Origin of the sequence: Ramlibacter alkalitolerans (genome assembly GCF_016722765.1) — a bacterium.
Classification (GTDB): Bacteria; Pseudomonadota; Gammaproteobacteria; order Burkholderiales; family Burkholderiaceae_C; genus Ramlibacter; species Ramlibacter alkalitolerans.
Genome location: NZ_JAEQND010000011.1, coordinates 1 through 17,422 on the forward strand (window position 1 = coordinate 1; position 17,422 = coordinate 17,422).

18 protein-coding genes are annotated in these 17,422 nt (G+C 66.6%); 2 read left to right on the top strand and 16 right to left on the bottom strand.

All coding sequences use genetic code 11. The features are described 5' to 3' along the window. Window positions 1-416: 416 nt before the first annotated feature. From JI746_RS19115 to JI746_RS19175, 13 genes are all read right to left on the bottom strand, one after another. Window positions 417-1,145 (bottom strand): AbiV family abortive infection protein, encoded by a 729-nt coding sequence (locus JI746_RS19115; protein ID WP_201691868.1) that lies wholly within the window; start codon window positions 1,143-1,145, stop codon window positions 417-419. 557 nt (window positions 1,146-1,702) lie between these two features. Next, window positions 1,703-2,680, bottom strand: coding sequence for an ImmA/IrrE family metallo-endopeptidase (locus JI746_RS19120; protein WP_236599976.1), 978 nt, complete (start codon window positions 2,678-2,680; stop codon window positions 1,703-1,705). Window positions 2,681-2,682: 2 nt separating this feature from the next. Next, the gene (locus JI746_RS19125; protein ID WP_201691870.1) at window positions 2,683-2,955 is read right to left on the bottom strand and encodes a hypothetical protein; all 273 of its coding nucleotides are present in this window, start codon (window positions 2,953-2,955) and stop codon (window positions 2,683-2,685) included. Between the two features lie 34 nt (window positions 2,956-2,989). Continuing rightward, entirely contained in the window at window positions 2,990-3,223 is a 234-nt protein-coding gene (locus tag JI746_RS27800) for a colicin E3/pyocin S6 family cytotoxin (RefSeq protein WP_201691871.1), read from the bottom strand. Between the two features lie 698 nt (window positions 3,224-3,921). Further along, on the bottom strand, window positions 3,922-4,683 hold the full coding sequence (locus JI746_RS19135; protein ID WP_201691872.1) for a sulfite exporter TauE/SafE family protein: 762 nt from the start codon (window positions 4,681-4,683) through the stop codon (window positions 3,922-3,924). Between the two features lie 121 nt (window positions 4,684-4,804). Continuing rightward, window positions 4,805-5,422 carry a nuclear transport factor 2 family protein gene (locus JI746_RS19140; protein ID WP_201691873.1) on the bottom strand — a complete coding sequence of 206 codons (618 nt, stop codon included), beginning with the start codon at window positions 5,420-5,422 and terminating at the stop codon, window positions 4,805-4,807. Between the two features lie 70 nt (window positions 5,423-5,492). Beyond that, window positions 5,493-6,206 carry an ABC transporter ATP-binding protein gene (locus JI746_RS19145; protein ID WP_201691874.1) on the bottom strand — a complete coding sequence of 238 codons (714 nt, stop codon included), beginning with the start codon at window positions 6,204-6,206 and terminating at the stop codon, window positions 5,493-5,495. Then, window positions 6,199-8,034, bottom strand: coding sequence for a branched-chain amino acid ABC transporter ATP-binding protein/permease (locus JI746_RS19150; protein WP_236599977.1), 1,836 nt, complete (start codon window positions 8,032-8,034; stop codon window positions 6,199-6,201). Before JI746_RS19150 ends, JI746_RS19145 begins: the two co-directional genes overlap by 8 nt. An 8-nt stretch (window positions 8,035-8,042) precedes the next feature. Further along, window positions 8,043-8,903, bottom strand: coding sequence for a branched-chain amino acid ABC transporter permease (locus tag JI746_RS19155; RefSeq protein ID WP_201691876.1), 861 nt, complete (start codon window positions 8,901-8,903; stop codon window positions 8,043-8,045). 14 nt (window positions 8,904-8,917) lie between these two features. Next, the gene (locus JI746_RS19160) at window positions 8,918-10,114 is read right to left on the bottom strand and encodes an amino acid ABC transporter substrate-binding protein (RefSeq protein ID WP_201691877.1); all 1,197 of its coding nucleotides are present in this window, start codon (window positions 10,112-10,114) and stop codon (window positions 8,918-8,920) included. A gap of 69 nt (window positions 10,115-10,183) precedes the next feature. Next, window positions 10,184-11,332, bottom strand: coding sequence for a CaiB/BaiF CoA transferase family protein (locus tag JI746_RS19165; RefSeq protein WP_201691878.1), 1,149 nt, complete (start codon window positions 11,330-11,332; stop codon window positions 10,184-10,186). Window positions 11,333-11,342: 10 nt separating this feature from the next. Next, on the bottom strand, window positions 11,343-12,134 hold the full coding sequence (locus JI746_RS19170; protein ID WP_201691879.1) for a citryl-CoA lyase: 792 nt from the start codon (window positions 12,132-12,134) through the stop codon (window positions 11,343-11,345). A 56-nt stretch (window positions 12,135-12,190) separates the two neighbouring features. Then, entirely contained in the window at window positions 12,191-13,078 is an 888-nt protein-coding gene (locus tag JI746_RS19175; protein ID WP_201691880.1) for a dioxygenase family protein, read from the bottom strand. 210 nt (window positions 13,079-13,288) lie between these two features. Between JI746_RS19175 and JI746_RS19180 the strand changes: the two genes are divergently transcribed. Next, window positions 13,289-13,885 (top strand): hypothetical protein, encoded by a 597-nt coding sequence (locus tag JI746_RS19180; protein WP_201691881.1) that lies wholly within the window; start codon window positions 13,289-13,291, stop codon window positions 13,883-13,885. A 13-nt stretch (window positions 13,886-13,898) separates the two neighbouring features. Here JI746_RS19180 and JI746_RS19185 read toward each other — a convergent pair whose 3' ends face one another. The 3 genes from JI746_RS19185 to JI746_RS28245 all read right to left on the bottom strand — a co-directional run bounded on the left by JI746_RS19185 (window position 13,899) and on the right by JI746_RS28245 (window position 16,318). Then, window positions 13,899-14,285: a hypothetical protein gene (locus JI746_RS19185; RefSeq protein ID WP_201691882.1), complete on the bottom strand. Its 387-nt coding sequence runs from the start codon at window positions 14,283-14,285 to the stop codon at window positions 13,899-13,901. 257 nt (window positions 14,286-14,542) lie between these two features. Then, window positions 14,543-15,331, bottom strand: a complete 789-nt coding sequence (locus JI746_RS19190) for a class I SAM-dependent methyltransferase (protein WP_201691883.1) — start codon at window positions 15,329-15,331, stop codon at window positions 14,543-14,545. 213 nt (window positions 15,332-15,544) lie between these two features. Further along, a complete protein-coding gene (locus tag JI746_RS28245; RefSeq protein ID WP_201691884.1) occupies window positions 15,545-16,318 on the bottom strand; it encodes an IclR family transcriptional regulator in 774 nt (257 codons plus the stop codon). 200 nt (window positions 16,319-16,518) lie between these two features. Here JI746_RS28245 and JI746_RS19200 point away from each other — a divergent pair, with 200 nt between their 5' ends. Next, window positions 16,519-17,409, top strand: a complete 891-nt coding sequence (locus JI746_RS19200; protein ID WP_201691885.1) for a polysaccharide deacetylase family protein — start codon at window positions 16,519-16,521, stop codon at window positions 17,407-17,409. Window positions 17,410-17,422 lie beyond the last annotated feature (13 nt).

Here is a 17,422-nt window from a genome sequence, read left to right on the forward strand (position 1 = left end):
CTCCAATATGCCGATCCGCGACTGGCTCCAATACGGCGATCACGCAGTGGCTCCATTACGCCGGTCGGCAACTGGCTCCTACATGCCGATCACGAAGTGGCTCCTATACGGCGGTCGGTGACAACGATTGCGTGAAACATGGCGTGAGCCTCCGCCCCAGGGACCTTGATGCGCGCACCGCTGTGGTACATCTTGACAAGGCGAATTCGGTCGTGCTCCGGTAAGGCAAGCCACTCCCGAGGATTCGGGGCGCGTTCTGGGTCGTAGTTCGTAACGGGCATGGTTCGTGAGGTCTAACGTGAAGGTGACCGGCACGTTGCGGCAAGGGGCCGCACGGTGCAAGATTTCCCACGGCACTGTGCGGCCCCTTGCCGCAACGTGTCCGCGTCGACCGACCAGTTAGGCTGAACCATCGCTTAGGCCACTTTCCGCAACGTCGGCTTCTTCATGCCGTGGTTAAGCCGAAAGCGAACTGACTTCAGACCCGAGCCATGCTTCCAGCCGAATGCGCACATCGCCTCATGCGAGATTAGAACCTCGTTGAGTTCTTCGATGAAGAAGTACGAGTCCGCGCGCTCGATGAGACGGTACACGTCGCGCACTTCCCGCGCAATCAAGGAAATCATCTGCTTGGCATCAGCCTGCCGAATAGATTGAGGGGTGGACACTCGCGCGTTCACATCGACCTTTTTTCCCTTCTTCGGGAGACCGACGTACGTTGCGGCTTGCTTCTTCCGCTCCAGACTACCGTCCGCAGCAGCTTTCAGGAGCTTCGGGGAAAACTCGAAGTACTCGCGCCCTACGAAGGCCTCTTGTTTCGTCGGGTGCAGATAGAGCAACTTCAGCCAGGATTGCTCAAATTCCTCGCCGCCGAAGCCGCCATTCGTGATCGAGGCCTCGTAGACATGGTCCACCCACTTCGCCTTCGCATACTCCTCCATGGCTAAGACCGCAAGTTGGAACGCAGTTGGGAACGACCCACTCTCGTACAGCGCAATTGCGTCGCGGAGCAGGCGAAGAGCGTTTCTCAGCGACTTCAACGCGAGCTGCCGGTACTTACGCTTCGACAGGGTCGTCCGATTGGCCAAAGTGCAGCCTAACGTGAAGGTGAGCGGCACCCAGCGGCAGGGCGCCGCGAGGTGCATGATTCCCAGCTGCGCCTCGTGGCGCCCTGCCGCTGGGTGTCCGTCTCGACCGGCCTGTTATGCCAGGACCTCTGAAGAGGGCGCGGTATTTTGAGCTGCCAGCCCCGGGAAAAACGAGAGCAGCATTCGCTTGGGGCCGGGATTCTGCACCCGCTGGGCGCCAGCGACTGCGCTCGATACTGCGGTTGCCTTGAACCGACAGCGGTCCTGAACGTACGAACAAGGCGCACAGCTCGCGAGTGCCTGAAATCCCGGCGCGCACCTTCCCCGACAGCGGTTCGAGGCGCTCGCAAGAGCCGCAACTTGTGCCACACCACGAATGACGTACCCAGCGGGCAGTTCGCTGCGCAAGCGCGTGGCCGCTGCAAACCCAAGAGATCAGCGGACTGCGGCAAAACGTCGGAGTTGACCGGCGCGCACCGGCAAGGCGCCGCAAGACGTATGCTTCCGCGCACGGCTTGCGGCGCCTTGCCGGTGCGTGTCCGCGTCGAACGACCTGTTAGGAGGCAAGTGCGCGGGACCTCCTTGACGCGGCGTGGTTCGCGAGCGCGCGTTGATCATTCTTTTCGATTACGCTCATAAAGCTCCTCTGACTTTCTGAGCAAGAATGCGTTGAAGAGCTCGTGCTTCACGAACTCTCGGTATTCGTCGCGATCCTGCAGGCGTTGAAATGCTGCAGCGGCCACACGTTGAATGGAGTAGTCAGCCGACTGCTTTGTAGCAGAGTTGGCGTATGCAAGAACGCCACTGACGGAGGCTTTGAATTTCTCTGCAGCTTTGCCAGATAGTCCCAAGTCGCTGACGATCGTGGAAAGAATCTCGCGCCACTCACGAGTGTCACTGGACTGAACATCGAGCTCCTTTGGCAACCTCCACCAGTGCGCCCTTCGTCCTCCTTGTAGCGGCCGCACATCGTAGGAGACCGCATATGGGTACGGCTCCGTCGGCCACTCCGCCCCCCATGGGATAGAACTCGCGAGCGTGCTACTCGAGCGCCCAGAGAACTCGACTTGCCCATCTCTCTCAGTCGCATACACCACGTGATCAGGTGTGAGATCTGAGATCCGGCGCGCCGCGGCCATGGGCGACACTTGGCAGATGTGCGTGACATCTGCATGCGCCCGCGCTAGATTTGCCTTCCCCGCTAGTTGCGGTACAAGCCAGTGAGCTGGCATAAGAACTTCAGCGGCGAATGTATTCGCCTCAAGTTCCATTTGCCAGTACGCTAAAGAGTCATCGACCTCACTGGGCTCGAGAGAGTCTGCGATAGTTCCGACATGCCACGGAATCAGGATATGGCCAAGTTCGTGCGCTAATGTGAAGCGCTGTCTGACCTCAGGGTTCAGAGAATTGACAATGACCTTTGTCTTCTTACCAGGAACCTTGAGATTCACAGAAAGGCCATCTACCCCAATAAAAGGGAACGGCTTGAAGAGAAGTTCCGCGTATTCACCCACTATTGCGGCGACGTCAACTGGCGGCTTCAAGTTCCTCTTCTGAACTAGCCGTCTCCCGAGGTTGACCTCGGGCTTCAAGTCTATTCCCACAGTCCCTGCTTCTTTAGCCACGCCACAACTTGCTTGCTCTTTGCAAGCCCGTCTGATCGGGCGATTGCTGCCACGTCGTCGACACGGTCCAGCTCGTCTTCGACGGAGGTAGATTCTTTATGTGCGCGGATGATGAAAGGCAGCACCTCCGGCATACTGACCCATAGCCCGTACTCGGACTTTCGCATCCCCAAGAAGGTGTGAAGCGGAAGATTGCTCGCGCCCTCATGCCATTCATCGATGAAGTCATCGATGTCTTCCATCAGCGCTTTCCCAAGTATGCACTGCTGTACAAAGTTAGACATCGATCTTTCTCCCTTTCACGGCTTCTTTGACCAAGAAGCCCGTCTCTGCGTCGAGTACGCCGACGTGGCGTCCTCGCGCGTTGAAAGCTTCGATCTCACCGTGCAGTGAATCCCACGTATAGATTCTGGATCCGTCGGGCGAGCGCCAGCGCTTTTCTCCATTGCGCGCACCGACGGGTACACATTGATCGAGAAAGCACGGCTTCGGAATGGGTTTTGCTGCCACAGCTTCTCCTAGCTACCCCATTGTGCCGCAGCTCTGAATTTCGGCTACCACAGCGCTGGTACTCGGCCGCGGGGCTTGCCCACGCCGAACGAGCCCTCTCGGCGGCGGTTGACGGGCGAGCGATCCTCACAGTGAGGCGAAAGGCGGGTTGATTAGGAGCAGCAGGACGGTGCCTCCTAACGTAATTTCGACGGCACCACTGCCGCCCATACCCCGCACCCGCTGGATAAGAACAACAAGGAGGCGACGGTAAGTCCCTGAGATTCCACCAGATTTGGTTCCGGACGCGCGATAAGACCATTGGAGCGGTCGGTCAACATATTCCGCAGTTTACGTTGCACGACGATGCGGGATAAGACTGCCGGGTGGGACTATTCGAGCGTATGCTCCCTCACCCCGGCAGAGCATCCCTTGCATGCTATGGCGGACTCCGCTCGTGTACATCAACAGTTCGATGAGTGTTGAGCACGCGCAACAATCACGGAATTGCCCTCACGCGTACACCCTCTCGCGTTTCTGCACCTGCTCTGGCCAGAACTCCGGCCGCGACTGCGTCCAGAGATCCCCCGCCAAGCCGCCGGCGACTTGACGCAAACGACGCGCTCTCCACCGCGCAACGGCCGGTGCATGGAGCTACACCGCGAAGTGGCGAAGGCCGCTCCTGTGCGCGCCGGACGATCGCCTCCCCGGCCGCGTCCCTACCGTCCCAGAAACCCATCCCACACCAACTTCACCCCCGTCAGCAACATCCCCACCGTGATCAACCGATAGAACATCACCGGCGGAATCCTGCGCGCGACCTTCACGCCGATGAAGACGCCGATCGGCGCGAAGGGCAGCAGCGCGAGGGAGGTGCTCATGTTGCGCACGTCCAGCAGTCCCAGCCAGCCGTAGGGGATCCACTTTGCGATGTTGATCGTGAAGAAGAACACCGACATGGTGGCCGCGAACACCACCGGCGGCAGGCGCAGGGGCATCACGTAGGCATTGATCGGCGGCCCGCCGCTGTGCGCTACGAAGCTGGTGAAGCCGGCCGCGGTCGTGAGGATCGCGCCCAGCCACTTCGGCGGCGGCGGGCTGTCGGCCTTGGGCGGGAACAGCACGCGTTGCGCGAGGAAGACCAGCGTGCTCACGCCGACGATGCCCGCCACCAGCTTCGCATCGAGCATGCGGAACGAGAGCGTGCCCACCACCGTGCCGAGCAGGCCGAAGGGGAGCAGGAACTTCAGCAGCCGCCAGTCGAAGTCGCGTCGATAAACAGCCAGGCCCATGCAGTCGAGGACGAACAGCACCGGCATCAGGATGGCCGCCGCCTGCGGCACCGTCACGGCCATGGCCATCAGCGGCACGGCGAGCGAGCCGAAGCCGGCGCCGAAGCCGCTCTTGCTCACGCCCAGGAGGATCACGGCGGGAATCGAGACGGCGTAGAAGAGGCCGTCGGTGATGAGTGGGAGATTCAAGTTCGTTAGCGGGGAGCGCCCCACCCCAGCCCTGCGCCGAAACGGGGGAGGAAGAGATCAGACCAGCCGCATCATCTCGCGGCGGCCAGCAGCATCCGGCGACGGTAGGTGCCCCGCACGCTCAGCGCTCCAGCGCGCCGCCCGCCAGCCAGCTCGCGCCGCGCCGGTACAGCTCCTGCACCTGCGCGCCCTTGAGCATCGGCATGTCCATCTTCACCTTGTAGCCGATGCGCGTCTGGATATAGGCGAGGTGGCGATAGCCCTCGGGCATCGAGGAGAGCAGGTCCGGATCGAGCTTGAGCTGCGCGCTGGGGTCGACGGGGTCGATGCGGTCCTTCTCGTAGATCGGCTGGCGGTGCAGCACCTTCCATTCGCCCTGGTGCCTGGTGATGAAGTCGTGGAAGCGGCCGGTGCAGACCACGTCGCACAGCACGGGGCCGTTGGTGCCTTCGACCATGCCGCGCTGCGAGATCGTCATCTTGGTCTGCGCGATCGCGCGGTCGCCGTTCACCTCGATCGCGGAGCCCCCCAGGAAGTGCAGGATGCTCACGCCCTTGTCCCAGCCTTCCTGCGTGACGCGGATGAAGTCGCGGAACGGCCCCTGGAACCAGGTGGCCATCATCACGCCGTCGGGGTGCCACACGGTGGCGAAGCGCTCCCAGTCGCCGGCATCGCGCCAGACGGCCCAGCGCTCGACGAGTTCGCGGATCAGGAGCTTGTCGGTGAGAGAGTTGTCCATCGTGTTTCCTTCGAATGCGGCAGCCCTGGATTCCCGCCTTCGCAGGAATGACGGTCAAGGGAGGCCGCGGCTACACCGCCTCCAGGCCCAGATAAGCCTTCTGGATCTCCGGCCGCGAGAGCAGGTCCCGGGGCGTTCCTTCCGCCACGATCCGGCCCTCTTCCATCACGTAGGCGCGCCGCGCGATCTCCATCGCCATCGCGACGTTCTGCTCCACCAGCAGCACGGACGTGCCCTGCGCATTGATCTCGCGGATCGCCTTGAACATGTCCAGCACCACGGCGGGCGCCAGGCCCAGCGAAGGCTCGTCCAGCAGCAGCAGTTGCGGCCGGCTCATGAGCGCACGGCCGATCGCCACCATCTGCTGCTGCCCGCCCGAGAGCGCGCCGGCGGGGCTCGCCAGCTTCTGCTCGAGCGCCGGGAACAGCGCCAGCACCTGTTCCAGCGAAGCCGCGCGCCGGGCCTTCGCCTGCGGCAGGAAGCTGCCCAGGGCCAGGTTCTCTTCCACCGTCATGCCGGTGAAGAGCCGCCGGCCCTCGGGCACGATGGCGATGCCTTTGGCGCAGAAGCGGTGGCTGGGCAGCTGCGTGATGTCTTCGCCCTCGAACACGAGGCGGCCTGCGCGCGCGCGATGCAGGCCGGCGATCACGTTGATCAGCGTGCTCTTGCCGGCGCCGTTCGGGCCGACGACGCACACCAGTTCGCCGCGGGCGACGTTCACCGAGACGTCCCACAGCGCCGGCGCGGCGCCGTAGTTCACCTGCAGCCTTGCGACGTCAAGCATAGGCCGGCTTGCCGAGATAGGCGTTGACCACTTCGCTGTCCTTCATGACCTCCGCGGCCTCGCCCTGGGCGATCAGCTTGCCGTGGTTCAGGACCACGATGCGGTCCGTGAGCGCCATGACGGCGCGCATCACGTGCTCCACGAACACGATGGTCGCACCCTGGTCGCGGATGCGGCGGATCAGCTCGATGGCCTCGTTGATCTCGCCGGGCGTGAGGCCGGACAGCACTTCGTCCAGCAGCACCAGCCGCGGCCGCGCCGCCAGCGCCCGCGCGAGTTCGAGGAACTTGCGCTGGTGCAGGTTCAGGTCTTCGGGCAGCGCATGGGCGCGCGCCTGCAGGCCGGTGAATTCCAGCCACTTCCACGCCTCGCGCACCGCCTGCTTCTGCGGCAGCGAGGCGCAGCCGAACATGGCGACCAGCGAGACGTTCTGCAGCACCGTCATGTGCGCGAACGGGCGCGGGATCTGGTAGGTGCGGGCGATGCCCGCGTGCGCCATGCGGTGCGCGGGGGCGCCGGTGAGATTGCGGCCGTCGAACAGGATCTCGCCACCGGAGAGCGGATAGTGGCCGCTGACGACGTTGATCAGCGTGGACTTGCCGGAGCCGTTCGGGCCGAGCAGGCCGAGGATCTCGCCCTGGCGCACCTGCAGGTTCACCTTGTCTAGGGCTTGCACGCCTTTGAAGGCCTTGGAGAGGGCGCGGACTTCGAGGAGGGGCGCGGAAGGGGTCGTGCGGGCCGCCGCTCGCGGCGGTTCTGGGTCCCGGGCAGTTCCCGGGATGACGGCTTCGCCCGCTCTTGCGGCTTCGCCTGTGGTCGCGGCCTCGCCCGCTCTTGCGGCTTCGCCTGTGGTTACGGCTTCGCCCGGTTTCGCGGCTTCGCCTGCCGTCACAGCCGCATCCGCCGTCTTCGGCCGGCGCCGCCGGAAGTGTCCCAGGATCCCCTGCGGCATGAACAGGATCACCAGCACCAGGATCGCCCCGACTGCCGCGCGACCCGCCACCGCGTGATCCCCCGCGGTGAAGAAGTACAGCAGCCCGGTGATCGCCGTCGCCCCGATCGCCGGCCCCGCCCAGTGCCGCGTGCCACCCAGCACGCTCATGAGCACCACCGTCAGCGGCACCGTGATGTTGAAGGTCTCGCCCGCCGTCACGTACTGCACGAACAGCGCATGGATGCCGCCCGCCACGCCCGCGAGCGCGCACGAGAGCGCGAAGGCGACCAGCTTGTAGCGGAAGGTGGGCACGCCCATCACCTCCGCCACGTCCTCGTCGTCGTGGATCGCGAACAGGCCGATGCCCAGGCGCGACGCTTGCACGCGATAGGCCACCAGCAAGGTCACCACCGCCGCCGCCAGCACCATCAGGTAGATCGACCCCGATGCGGTCGGGGCGAGCTTGGGCACGTCCACCGCATTCAGGTACACGCCCGGGCCGCCATCGATCGGCGTGTTCAGGATGATGGTGGCCACCACGAAGGTGACGGCCAGCGTGAGCAGCGCGAACAGCTCGCCGCGCACGGCCTTGACGCGGAACACGACGAACCCGAGCAGCAGCCCGAGCAGCGCCGGCAGCAGCGCGGCGAAGGGCAGCGTCGCGAGGAAGGGCCAGTTCAGCTTTCCGGCAAGCACCGCCGTGGCATACATGCCGATGCCGAAGAAGGCGCCGTGCCCGAACGAGAAGTACCCCGAGTAGCCGGAGAGGATGTTCCACGACAGCGCCAGCACCATCCAGTGGCACACCAGGTAGAGGATGGACTCGTAGAACGAAGGCACCCCCAGCCAGGGAAGGCTCGCGAGCAGCAGGCCCACGACTACGATGGCCAGCATGGTGCGCTTCATCGCGCGGCACCCGGGCGGAACAGCAGCATCAGGATCAGCAGCGAGAACGACACGATCGGCGCCCAGGAGGGCGAGGCCACCGCCATCGTCACTGCCTCGCTCACGCCGATGATCACGCCGGCCACCAGCGGCCCCAGCGCACTGCCGAGCCCGCCCAGCATCACGGCGGCGAACACGACGCCGACCCAGGCGAAGATCTGCGAGGGCGTGAGCGTGAAGGTGAGCGCCAGGCACACGCCTGCGACCCCCGCGAGCGCGGCGCAGCCGCCGGCCAGCACCAGCGAGAGCAGGCGCGAGTCGATGCCGAAGGCGGCGGCGATCGGGCCGTCCTCCGCCATCGCGCGCAAGGCCTTGCCGAGGTCCGTGTAGCGCATGCCCGCCCAGACGCCGAAGGAGATGCCCAGCGCCAGCACCAGCGTGAGCAGTTCGGGGATCGGCACGTAGAGGCTGCCCACCATGAACTTCATCGCGCTGTAGGGCGACTCCAGCTTGCGGTAGTCGGCCGTCCAGATGCCCTGGATGCCGGCCTCGATCACCACCGTGATGCCGAAGGTGACCAGCAGCGAATTGAAGGGCGTGATGGCGAAGCGCGAGAGCACCCACTGCATGCCCACGCCGATGAGGAAGAACAGCGGCGGCACCAGCACCAGCGCGAGCAGCGGGTCCACATGCCACGCGCCGGCCATCTGGTAGCTCAGGTAGCCGCCCAGGAACACCAGGCCGAAGTGCGACAGGTTGATCTGCCGCAGCAGCCCCCAGGTGAGCCCCAGCCCCAGTCCGATCAGGCCATACAGCGCCCCGATGAAGATGCCGGAGAGGATGGCCTGGGCGAGGAGGTTGAAGCTGGGGAGCTGCATCGTCCTCGCGCCGCTCAGTGCATCTGCAGCGAGGCGCCCGGAGCCGCGAAGGACTGCGGCCACACGACCTTCCAGGTGCCGCCCTGCACCTGCTTGATCTTCATGAGGTCGTCGCCGTAGTTGTTGGGCCCGTCGAAGCGCAGCCGTCCCTGGATGGTGTCGATGCGGTTCTTCTTCAGGAACTCGGCGATCTTCTTGTCGTCGAGGCTGTTGGCGCCGCGCACGCCCGCCTCCAGGATCTGCCACGCCGAGTACGAAGCAGCGGCCTGCACTTCCACGTGCGTGTCCGGCAGGCCGGCCGCCGCGGCGCGCTCGTTGAAGGTCTTGACGAAGGCCGCCGCCTCGCCGTGGTTGGTGAAGGGCGGATGCTCCTCGAAGATGGTCAGGGCCAGGGCGCCGTCGCCCTCGGGCGACTTGGTCATCGGGCCGGGCGCCGGATAGGTGTGGAAATGCAGCGGCGGCGTGTAGTCGATCTTCTTCATCGCATCGAGCAGCATGTTGCCTTCCAGGCCGATGTCGCCCATCCAGACGAAGTCCGGTTTCGCATCCTTGATGCGCGCGGCGATCGGGCCGAAGTCGCGGTTGCCGAAGTCCCATTCGAGGAACAGCACTTCCTTCAGGCCGCGCTTCTTCGCCACCTCGCGGCCGCCCAGCGACATGAAGTGCACCGAGGGGAACTTGCTCGTGACGACCGCGATGGTCTTGGGCGGCTTCTTCGACGCGGCCAGCATGTCGAACACCGTGTTCGGCACGGTCTGCCCGGGGTCGGGGCCGAGCGCCCAGGCCGGGAACTGCATGTCGAACTTGGCCATCGCGGGGATGCCGAAGGTGTGGTGGATCAGGACCTTGCCGTAGCGCTGCGCCACGCCCATGGCCGACAGGATCGCGCCGGTGGCGTAAGGGCCCATCAGCAGGTCGACCTTGTCGCTGGTCACGAGCTGCTCGTAGAGCGTGCGGGCCAGGTCGGGCTTGGACTGGTCGTCCTTCACGATCCATTCGACGCGGCGACCGAGCAGGCCGCCGCGCTTGTTCAACTGCTCCACGTACATCTCGCCCACCAGCTTGTGCGTGAGCGCCGTGGCGGAAAGCGGCCCGGTCAGCGCCAGCGTGCTGCCGATGCGGATCGGCTGGCCGGCGGGCGTCTGCGCCAGCGCGGGCAGTGCCAGCGCGGCGCCGGCGGCGGAAAGGATGCGGCGGCGGGTGAAGGTCATGCTTGTCTCCTGGTTGTGTCGCTGTCCCGAATCGCTGGGGTTCCGGCGCTGCCGCGCGTCACCGCCAGCCTACGGTGAGAGCGGTCGTGGTTTCCAGCCCTGGTTCAATGCCTCGTTGTGCTCCCCCAGCAGCGGCGGCGCCGTCACCTCCAGCGGCCGCTGGCCGTCGAAGGAGACGGGGGAACGCACGGTGCGGAAGCGCCCGCCCGCCGGATGCTGCGCCTCGACGAACAGCTGCAGGTGCTGCGCCTGCGGATCGTCCGGCACTTCCGCCGTGGTGTACATGGGTGCATGCGGCACGTCATGGGCCGCCAGCCGCTCGCACCAGGCGGCGCGATCGCGCTGCAGGAAGACCGGCCGCAGCACCTCCGTCAATGCCTCCTGGTGCGAGATGCGCGCCTCGCGGCTGGCGAAGCGTTCGTCGTCGAACAGGTCCGGCTTTTCCATCGCGCTGGCGAGCCCCTGCCAGAACTTCTCCGGCGAGGACATGTGCAGCGCCAGCCACTTGCCGTCGCTGCATTCGAGCACGTACGACTGCGAGACGCTCGGCCGGCTGTAAGGGCCCATCACCTCGCCCGCCGAGAACAGGTGGGTGAACGCATCGAGGTTGAAATGCGTCATGGCCTCGAACATGGACAGGTCCACGCGGCGGGCCGTGCCGTGCTTCTCGCGCTCGACCAGCGCGCCGAGGACGCCGTAGGCGGCGTAGAAGCCGGTCAGCATGTCGGCGATGGCGGGACCGACCACGCGCGGATTGGCCGGATTCACCAGCAGGCCCAGGAAGCCGCTCGCCGCCTGCGCCACGCTGTCGTACACGGGCCGACGCGCCATGGGGCCGCTGGCACCGAAGCCGCTGATCGCGCAGTACACCAGCTTGCCATTGAGCCCGCGCAGGCGCTCGAAGCCGGCGCCGATCTGCTCGGCGAAGCCAGGGCGGAAGTTCTGGATGTAGACGTCCGCATCCTGCACCAGCGCGTCGAACTTCTCCAGGTCCTCCGGCTTGCGCGTGTCCAGCGTGACGCTGCGCTTGTTGCGGTTGACCGTCTGGTAGTGCGGCGAATACAGCCCGCCCTTGAAGGCGCGGAACGGATCCCCCGTGCCGGGCAGTTCCACCTTCACGACGTCGGCGCCCAGGTCGGCGAGCAGCATCGCGGCCGCCGGACCGGTGATGAAGGTGCCGTGCTCCAGCACCCGCACGCCTTCGAGGACCTTGATCATGCAGGGGTCCTCACTTGGGCATCTCGCCCGTGTATTCGAATTCGCGCGTGGCCTGGTACGACAGCGCGAAGCCGATCGGATCGCTCTGCTCCTCGTTCAGGTGTGCGATGAGGGCCGCGGTGCGGGCCAGGATCGGCACGCCCTTGAGCGCACCGACCGGGAATCCGACGCCCAGCAGCACGGCCGGGATCGCCGCCGACACGTTCAGCTTCAGGTCCTTGCCGACGATGCCGGGGATCACCTCCTCGACGACCTGCGCGATCTCGATGAAGTGCTGGCCGGCGCCGGCGCGCCGCGACACCTCGAACAAGGCGTCGACCCGCCGGTCGCGCTGCTTGTGTTCCGGGTGGCCGTAGCCGGGGATGGCCTGCCTGGCTGCACGCCGGGCGCTCACCACCGCCGTGGCGGCCGCGCGCAGGTCGCCGCCGTGTCGCTGCGCCTCGGTGTCGATCTCGACGAACATCCGCCCCGCCGTTTCCGAGGCGCCCAGGATGACGGAGCCGCAACCCAGGATGCCCGCCGCCACGGCGCCTTGCAGCGCCTCGGGCGCCGCGGCATAGGTCATGCGGGCGGCCTGCACGCTGGGCACGAGCCCGTGGTCGGCGATCGCCACCAGCGTGGCGTTGACGACCGCGCTGGTTGCCGCGTCCGGCTTGCGGCCGGTGAGCAGGAACACGAAGTAGTCGGCGAAGTTCACCTGCCCGATCAGGTCGCGCGAGAGATCCTGCCCGCGCACGACGATCGTGTCCGCGTTGGACGTGGTGATCGCCGAGCGCGGCACGGTGGCCTTGCCGATCTTCATCCCTTGCCTTTGGGTAGGTAGGCTGGCGGTGAGCAGCGAAGCGCGAACCCCAGCGCTCAGGCCGCCGACGGCACCAGCCGGAAATCGTACTCCGCCGTGTAATACGGCTTGTTCATGTGCCGCCCGTCCGGCGCCCGCCCTGGCGCATGCTTCGGGAACTCCACGATCAGGCTGTTGCGCACCCCGAAGACGGCATCCGAGTCGAGATACGGACTGTCCTTGACGAAGATGTGCGTGACCAGCCGCTCGTGGCCGGGCGCCTGCAGCATCATGTGCATGTGCCCGGGCCGGTTCAGGTGCCGTCCCATCCTGTCCAGCATCGTGCCGACCGGCCCGTCGCCCGGCACCGGATAGAACGTGGGCTTGATCGACCAGAAGCGGTAGTTGCCCTCCTGGTCGGTGCGGAACTGGGCCCGCAGGCTCATGTTGTCGCCCTTCTGCATGTCGTACAGGCCGTCGGCGTCGCCGGACCACACGTCGACTTCGCAGTTCGCGATCGGTTGACCGAAGGTGTCCGTCACGCGGCCGTGGTAGTAGGTCGGCTCGCCGGGATGGCCTTCGCCGATGTCGGCGCCGAGTTCCAGCTGCGGTGCCCCGGCCCAGAAGAACGGGCCCTGCACGGTGGCCTCGGTGGGCTTCTCGCCGGGCTGGTCCGCCAGTGCGCGGGCGCCGCGCGCCTGGTCCAGCGCCACGACCAGCATCGACAGGCCCAGGGTGTCCGACAGCAGGATGAATTCCTGGCGCTTGTCGTCGCACTTCTGGCCGGTGGCCGTGAGGAACTGGATGCCCGCCATCCATTCCTGCGGGGTCAGGTCGACTTCGCGCATGAAGGCGTGCGCGTGCTTGACCAGGGAGCTCATGATCTGGTGGAAGCGCGGGTCCTTGCATTCCGCCATGCGGTCGATCACCGCCTGCGCGAAATCGCTGACTTCGAGTTGGGCCATCGTGGGTCTCCTGGGCGCGGCAGCGGTCCGCGAAGGGGCGGCCGCGGCGAAAGTGATGGGTTTCGACTGTCACGACCGGCGCGGCCGATCACAATCCGGGCCGACCCTGAGCCGGGCCCGGCGCGGGCGCCGGCGCGCGCGGCGCGGACCTACGCTCCAGATGCGGAGGCCGTGCTACATTGATCGCGTCCCCGCCGTCAAGGAGGCTCCATGAGCTTGCGCTGGATTGCCCTGGCTGTCGCCCTGTTCGCCGCTCCGGCCGGATTCGCGCAGACGGCCGCCGCGATCGCGCAGCAGACGCAGCGGGTCGAAGGCGCGCTCAACCGCCTGTCGCAGGAGCAGGTCGCGGTCTACCAGCAGTTCCAGATGGTGCTGGAGATGCGGCGCAACGAGGAGCGGCTGGCGCTGCAGAGGCTGCCGATCTACCGCCTTTCCACGCTCACCCCGCCGCCCAGCGTCGACGATCTCCAGCGCGACGACAACGCGCGCACCCAGCGCATGAACGAGTTGCAGGCTGAAGGCGACCGCCTCTACGCCCGCTATCGCGAACTGGAGGAACAGAAGCGGCCGCTGCTCGATGCCTTGTCCACGCTGGCGCAGACGACGCCGGTGCAGGCGACGGCAGGCGCGGCCCCGGGCACGGAGGTGCCGGTCGACGTCACGGCCATCCCGGTGCCCACGCCGGTACCGCCGGTCACGCAGCCTTCGCCCGGCTTCACGGGCACCTTCCCCGGATTCACGGGCGGATCGCCCAACTTCCTGCCGGCGCCGGTGCCGCCCCCACCGCCGGCCACGCCATCGCGGTGAGCAGCGCGGCGGCTCAGGCCGCCGCCGTCGTGCCGCGCTGGCGCGCGGCCCAGTCGTTGAATTCGCGCACGAACTCCAGGAAGGAGTTGCGGGTGTGCATCACGCCATCGAGCACCACGATCGCGTTCGCACGGGGCACGGCCTCGTCGTAGATGCGGCGCAGCGCGGCGCCGTAATCGGCATCGGCCACGTCCTCCTCGGCCACGACTTCGCCGTAGGCCGTGGTGAGGCTGATGGTGTGGCGGTCGCCCCGACCCTCGGTCGTGGCGACTGGCGCTTTCGCCGAGCCCAGCAGTTCCGGACCCGCCGGCTTGGCACCCGTTCCCCCCGCGGCTTCGTCGCGGGGCCGGGCACCGAAACGGTCATCCCCGAACTTCTCGAACTCCGACAGCATCTGCATGGCCTGGATCCCTTATCTGCACTGCGCACGCCACAAGGTACTGCGCCAGCGATACCGCGGGAGTGGGACACGCGACCACGACCCAGGCTGGCCCGGCTTGAAAGCGCGACGGAGGCGCGCCTGCCGGTGCGCAAGTGTCACGCACCCTGCCCGCCGGATGGGTCCGACAAGCCGTGTAGGCAGGCGCCCACGCTGAGCCCCGAAAAAGGAAAAGGACGCCGGTGATGGCGTCCTTTGTCGCTGGCGCGTGTGCTGGCTTACAGCTTCGTCGCGGTGACGATCTGGAAATTGCCGAAGAAGAAGGTCTGGCGCTCGACGCTCCAGCCGCCCATGTCCTGCAGCAGCGCCACCGGGTCGTGGCTGTCCCAGAGGGCCAGGCCCAGGGGCTCGAACACCTTGAAGTACGTCCAGCTCAGGAACTGGAAGAACAGCGAGCCGGGCTTGTGGAACTCACCGAGGTACAGCTTGCCGCCCTTGGCCAGCATGCGGCCGGCTTCCTGCAGCGCCTTGATCTTCAGGTCGTGCGGCAGTTCGTGCAGCAGGAAGAACATGATGTTGGCGTCCGCAAAGCCTTCCTTGAGCTTCATCGACGTGGCGTCCGACTCCACGTAATCGATCTTCTTGCCGAACTGGTGATCCAGCTTGCTGCGGGCGTGCTGCAGTTCGTTGCGGATGATGTCGGCGACCACCACCTTCCTCGCCCCCGAACCGATGGAGGCCGCGATGGTGCGCGGCATCACGTTGCCGAACGCGCAGGACGTGATCAGCACCTGCTTGCCCTTGAGGTTGGTGGCCTTGAGGCCGTTGACGATCTTGGTCACGAGGCGCGGGTACTGGAACAGCAGGATCGCGGAGATGATCGGCTGGAAGTCCACCACCTTGATCAGCCCCATCCGGGAGTAGATCGGGTACACGTGCGATTCCGGCGTGTGGCGCCCGCCCGTGAGGTCGCGCACGATCAGGGTGCCGCGCGTGGTCGCGAAGAAGAACATGCCGGTGCAGGCCAGCACCACGAAAAGGCCAATCAATGCGTTCAGGGTGTTCATAAGTCCGACTCCTTGGCGGTCCGGTCCGTCTTGTTGCGGTGGGCTGCATCTCCCTCCATGGGAAGTACTGTGCGCCCATCGCCCAGGCGGCAACATCAGCGTCCACTGAAGAAACGCTCGGAACATTCCGATTCGCCCTCCCCCCCGGGCCGAGGGTCCCTAGGATTCGTCCGAGCGCCAGGGACGGGCGGGGGCGGAAGAAGGACGAAAGGCCTACCGGGGCAGCGCCGATTCGATCGCCGTCACGCAGGCGACCAGGCGCTTGTCCACATCCCGCAGTCGGACTTCCGTCATCCGGCTGCGGATCGAGGCCACGAACACCGCCGCCAGCGGCGCGCCGGCACGGTCGCGGATCGGCCGGCCGATGGCGGTGACGTCGAGCGCCGCGCTGCCTTCGTCGAGCGCGGGCCCGCGTTCGCGCGCGGCCACCAGGCGCTCGCGCAGCGCGCGCTCGGTCAGGCGGTAGCGGCGCAACTGCGGCGCGATGGCCTTGAGCACCACCTTCACCTCCGCTTCGCCGAGCGCCGCCAGGATCGCCAGGCCGCCGGCGCCGACACCGAGCGGATGCCGGTCGCCCACGCCCTGCGTCATGGTCTGGATCGCGAAGTTGCCGGCGATGCGATCGAGGCACACCGACTCGAAGCCGCTGCGCACCACCAGGAAGGCCATGTCGCCGGTGCCGCGCGCCAGTTGCTGCAGCGCGCCTTGCGACAGCTCGCGCAGGCTCGTTTCCGGCAGCGCCGCCAGCCCCAGCTCGTACAGCAGGGGCCCGAGCCGGTAGCCGCGGTGGCCCGCATCGCGCACCAGCATGCGTTCCTGCACCAGGCGCTGCAACAGGCGGTGGGCCGTCGACTTGTCCAGCGCCGCCATCTCCGCGATGTCGACCAGGCGCAGGTGCCGCGCCTGGCTGGAGGCGACCAGCCGCAGCAGCTGGATGGCGCGACCCACGGTCTGGGCGGAGCCAGCGGTGGAGGAGGTGGCGGTCACGTGGGCGTTCCCAGATAGCGGGACGGATTCTAGTCCGGCGCACCCGCGCGCCCGTCTGCTTCAGAGTGCTTCTTCCGAGCGCCACGGCGCCGCCGGCCGTGAGGCCTGTTCCCATTAAATGGGAACGGTGCCGCCCTTCCTTTGACAGCCCGCGGCCGGCGCTCCTAGCATGCGACGCACCCGGAAAGGAGTGGCAGCCCATGACCAGCAGGGAAAGCGGCAGCAGCGTGCGCGAGCGCGTGACCTACGAACCGATCCACCGGCGCCGGCCGCTCAAGCTGCCGGGCGACGCCCGCGTCGCGGTGTGGACCATCGTGAACGTGGAGAACTGGAGCCCGCTGGCGGGCATGCCGCGCGCCGTGCTGCCACCTCCGATGGGGCAGCCGCTGCTGCCCGACGTGCCGAACTGGTCCTGGCACGAATACGGCATGCGCGTGGGCTTCTGGCGCTTCCTGGAGACGCTGCAGGCCCGCTCGCTGAAGGCGACCTTCGCGGTCAACGGCTCCGCCTGCACCGTCTACCCCGAAGCCTGCAGCGCGGCGCGCGAGGCCGGCTGGGAGTTCATGGGCCACGGTTTCGTGCAGCGGCCGATGCACCGCGTCGAAGACCAGGCCGCCGCCATCGCCGACACGGTGAAGGCGATCAGCGACTTCACCGGCCGCAAGCCGCGCGGCTGGGAAAGCCCGGGCCTGACGGAGACCGACGAGACCATCGACCTGCTGGCCGAAGCGGGCATCGAATACGTCGCCGACTGGGTGCTGGACGAACAGCCGGTGCCGATCCGCACGCGCGCCGGCAACGTGATCTCGGTGCCGTACACGGTGGAGGTCAACGACGTGGTGATCAGCGCGGTGCAGCAGCAGCCCTCGGACGAGATCTTCCGGCGCGGCCGCGACCAGTTCGACCGCCTGTACCTCGAAGGCGCGAAGGCGCCGCGTGTGATGGCCATCTCCATCCACCCGTACCTCACGGGCGTGCCCCACCGCATCAAGTACCTCGAGATGCTGTACGACCACATCCTCGCGCATCCCGGCGTGGTGATGTGGACGGGCGAGCAGATCCTCGACTGGTACCGCAGCCAGACCGCCTGAACGAGGAGACGCG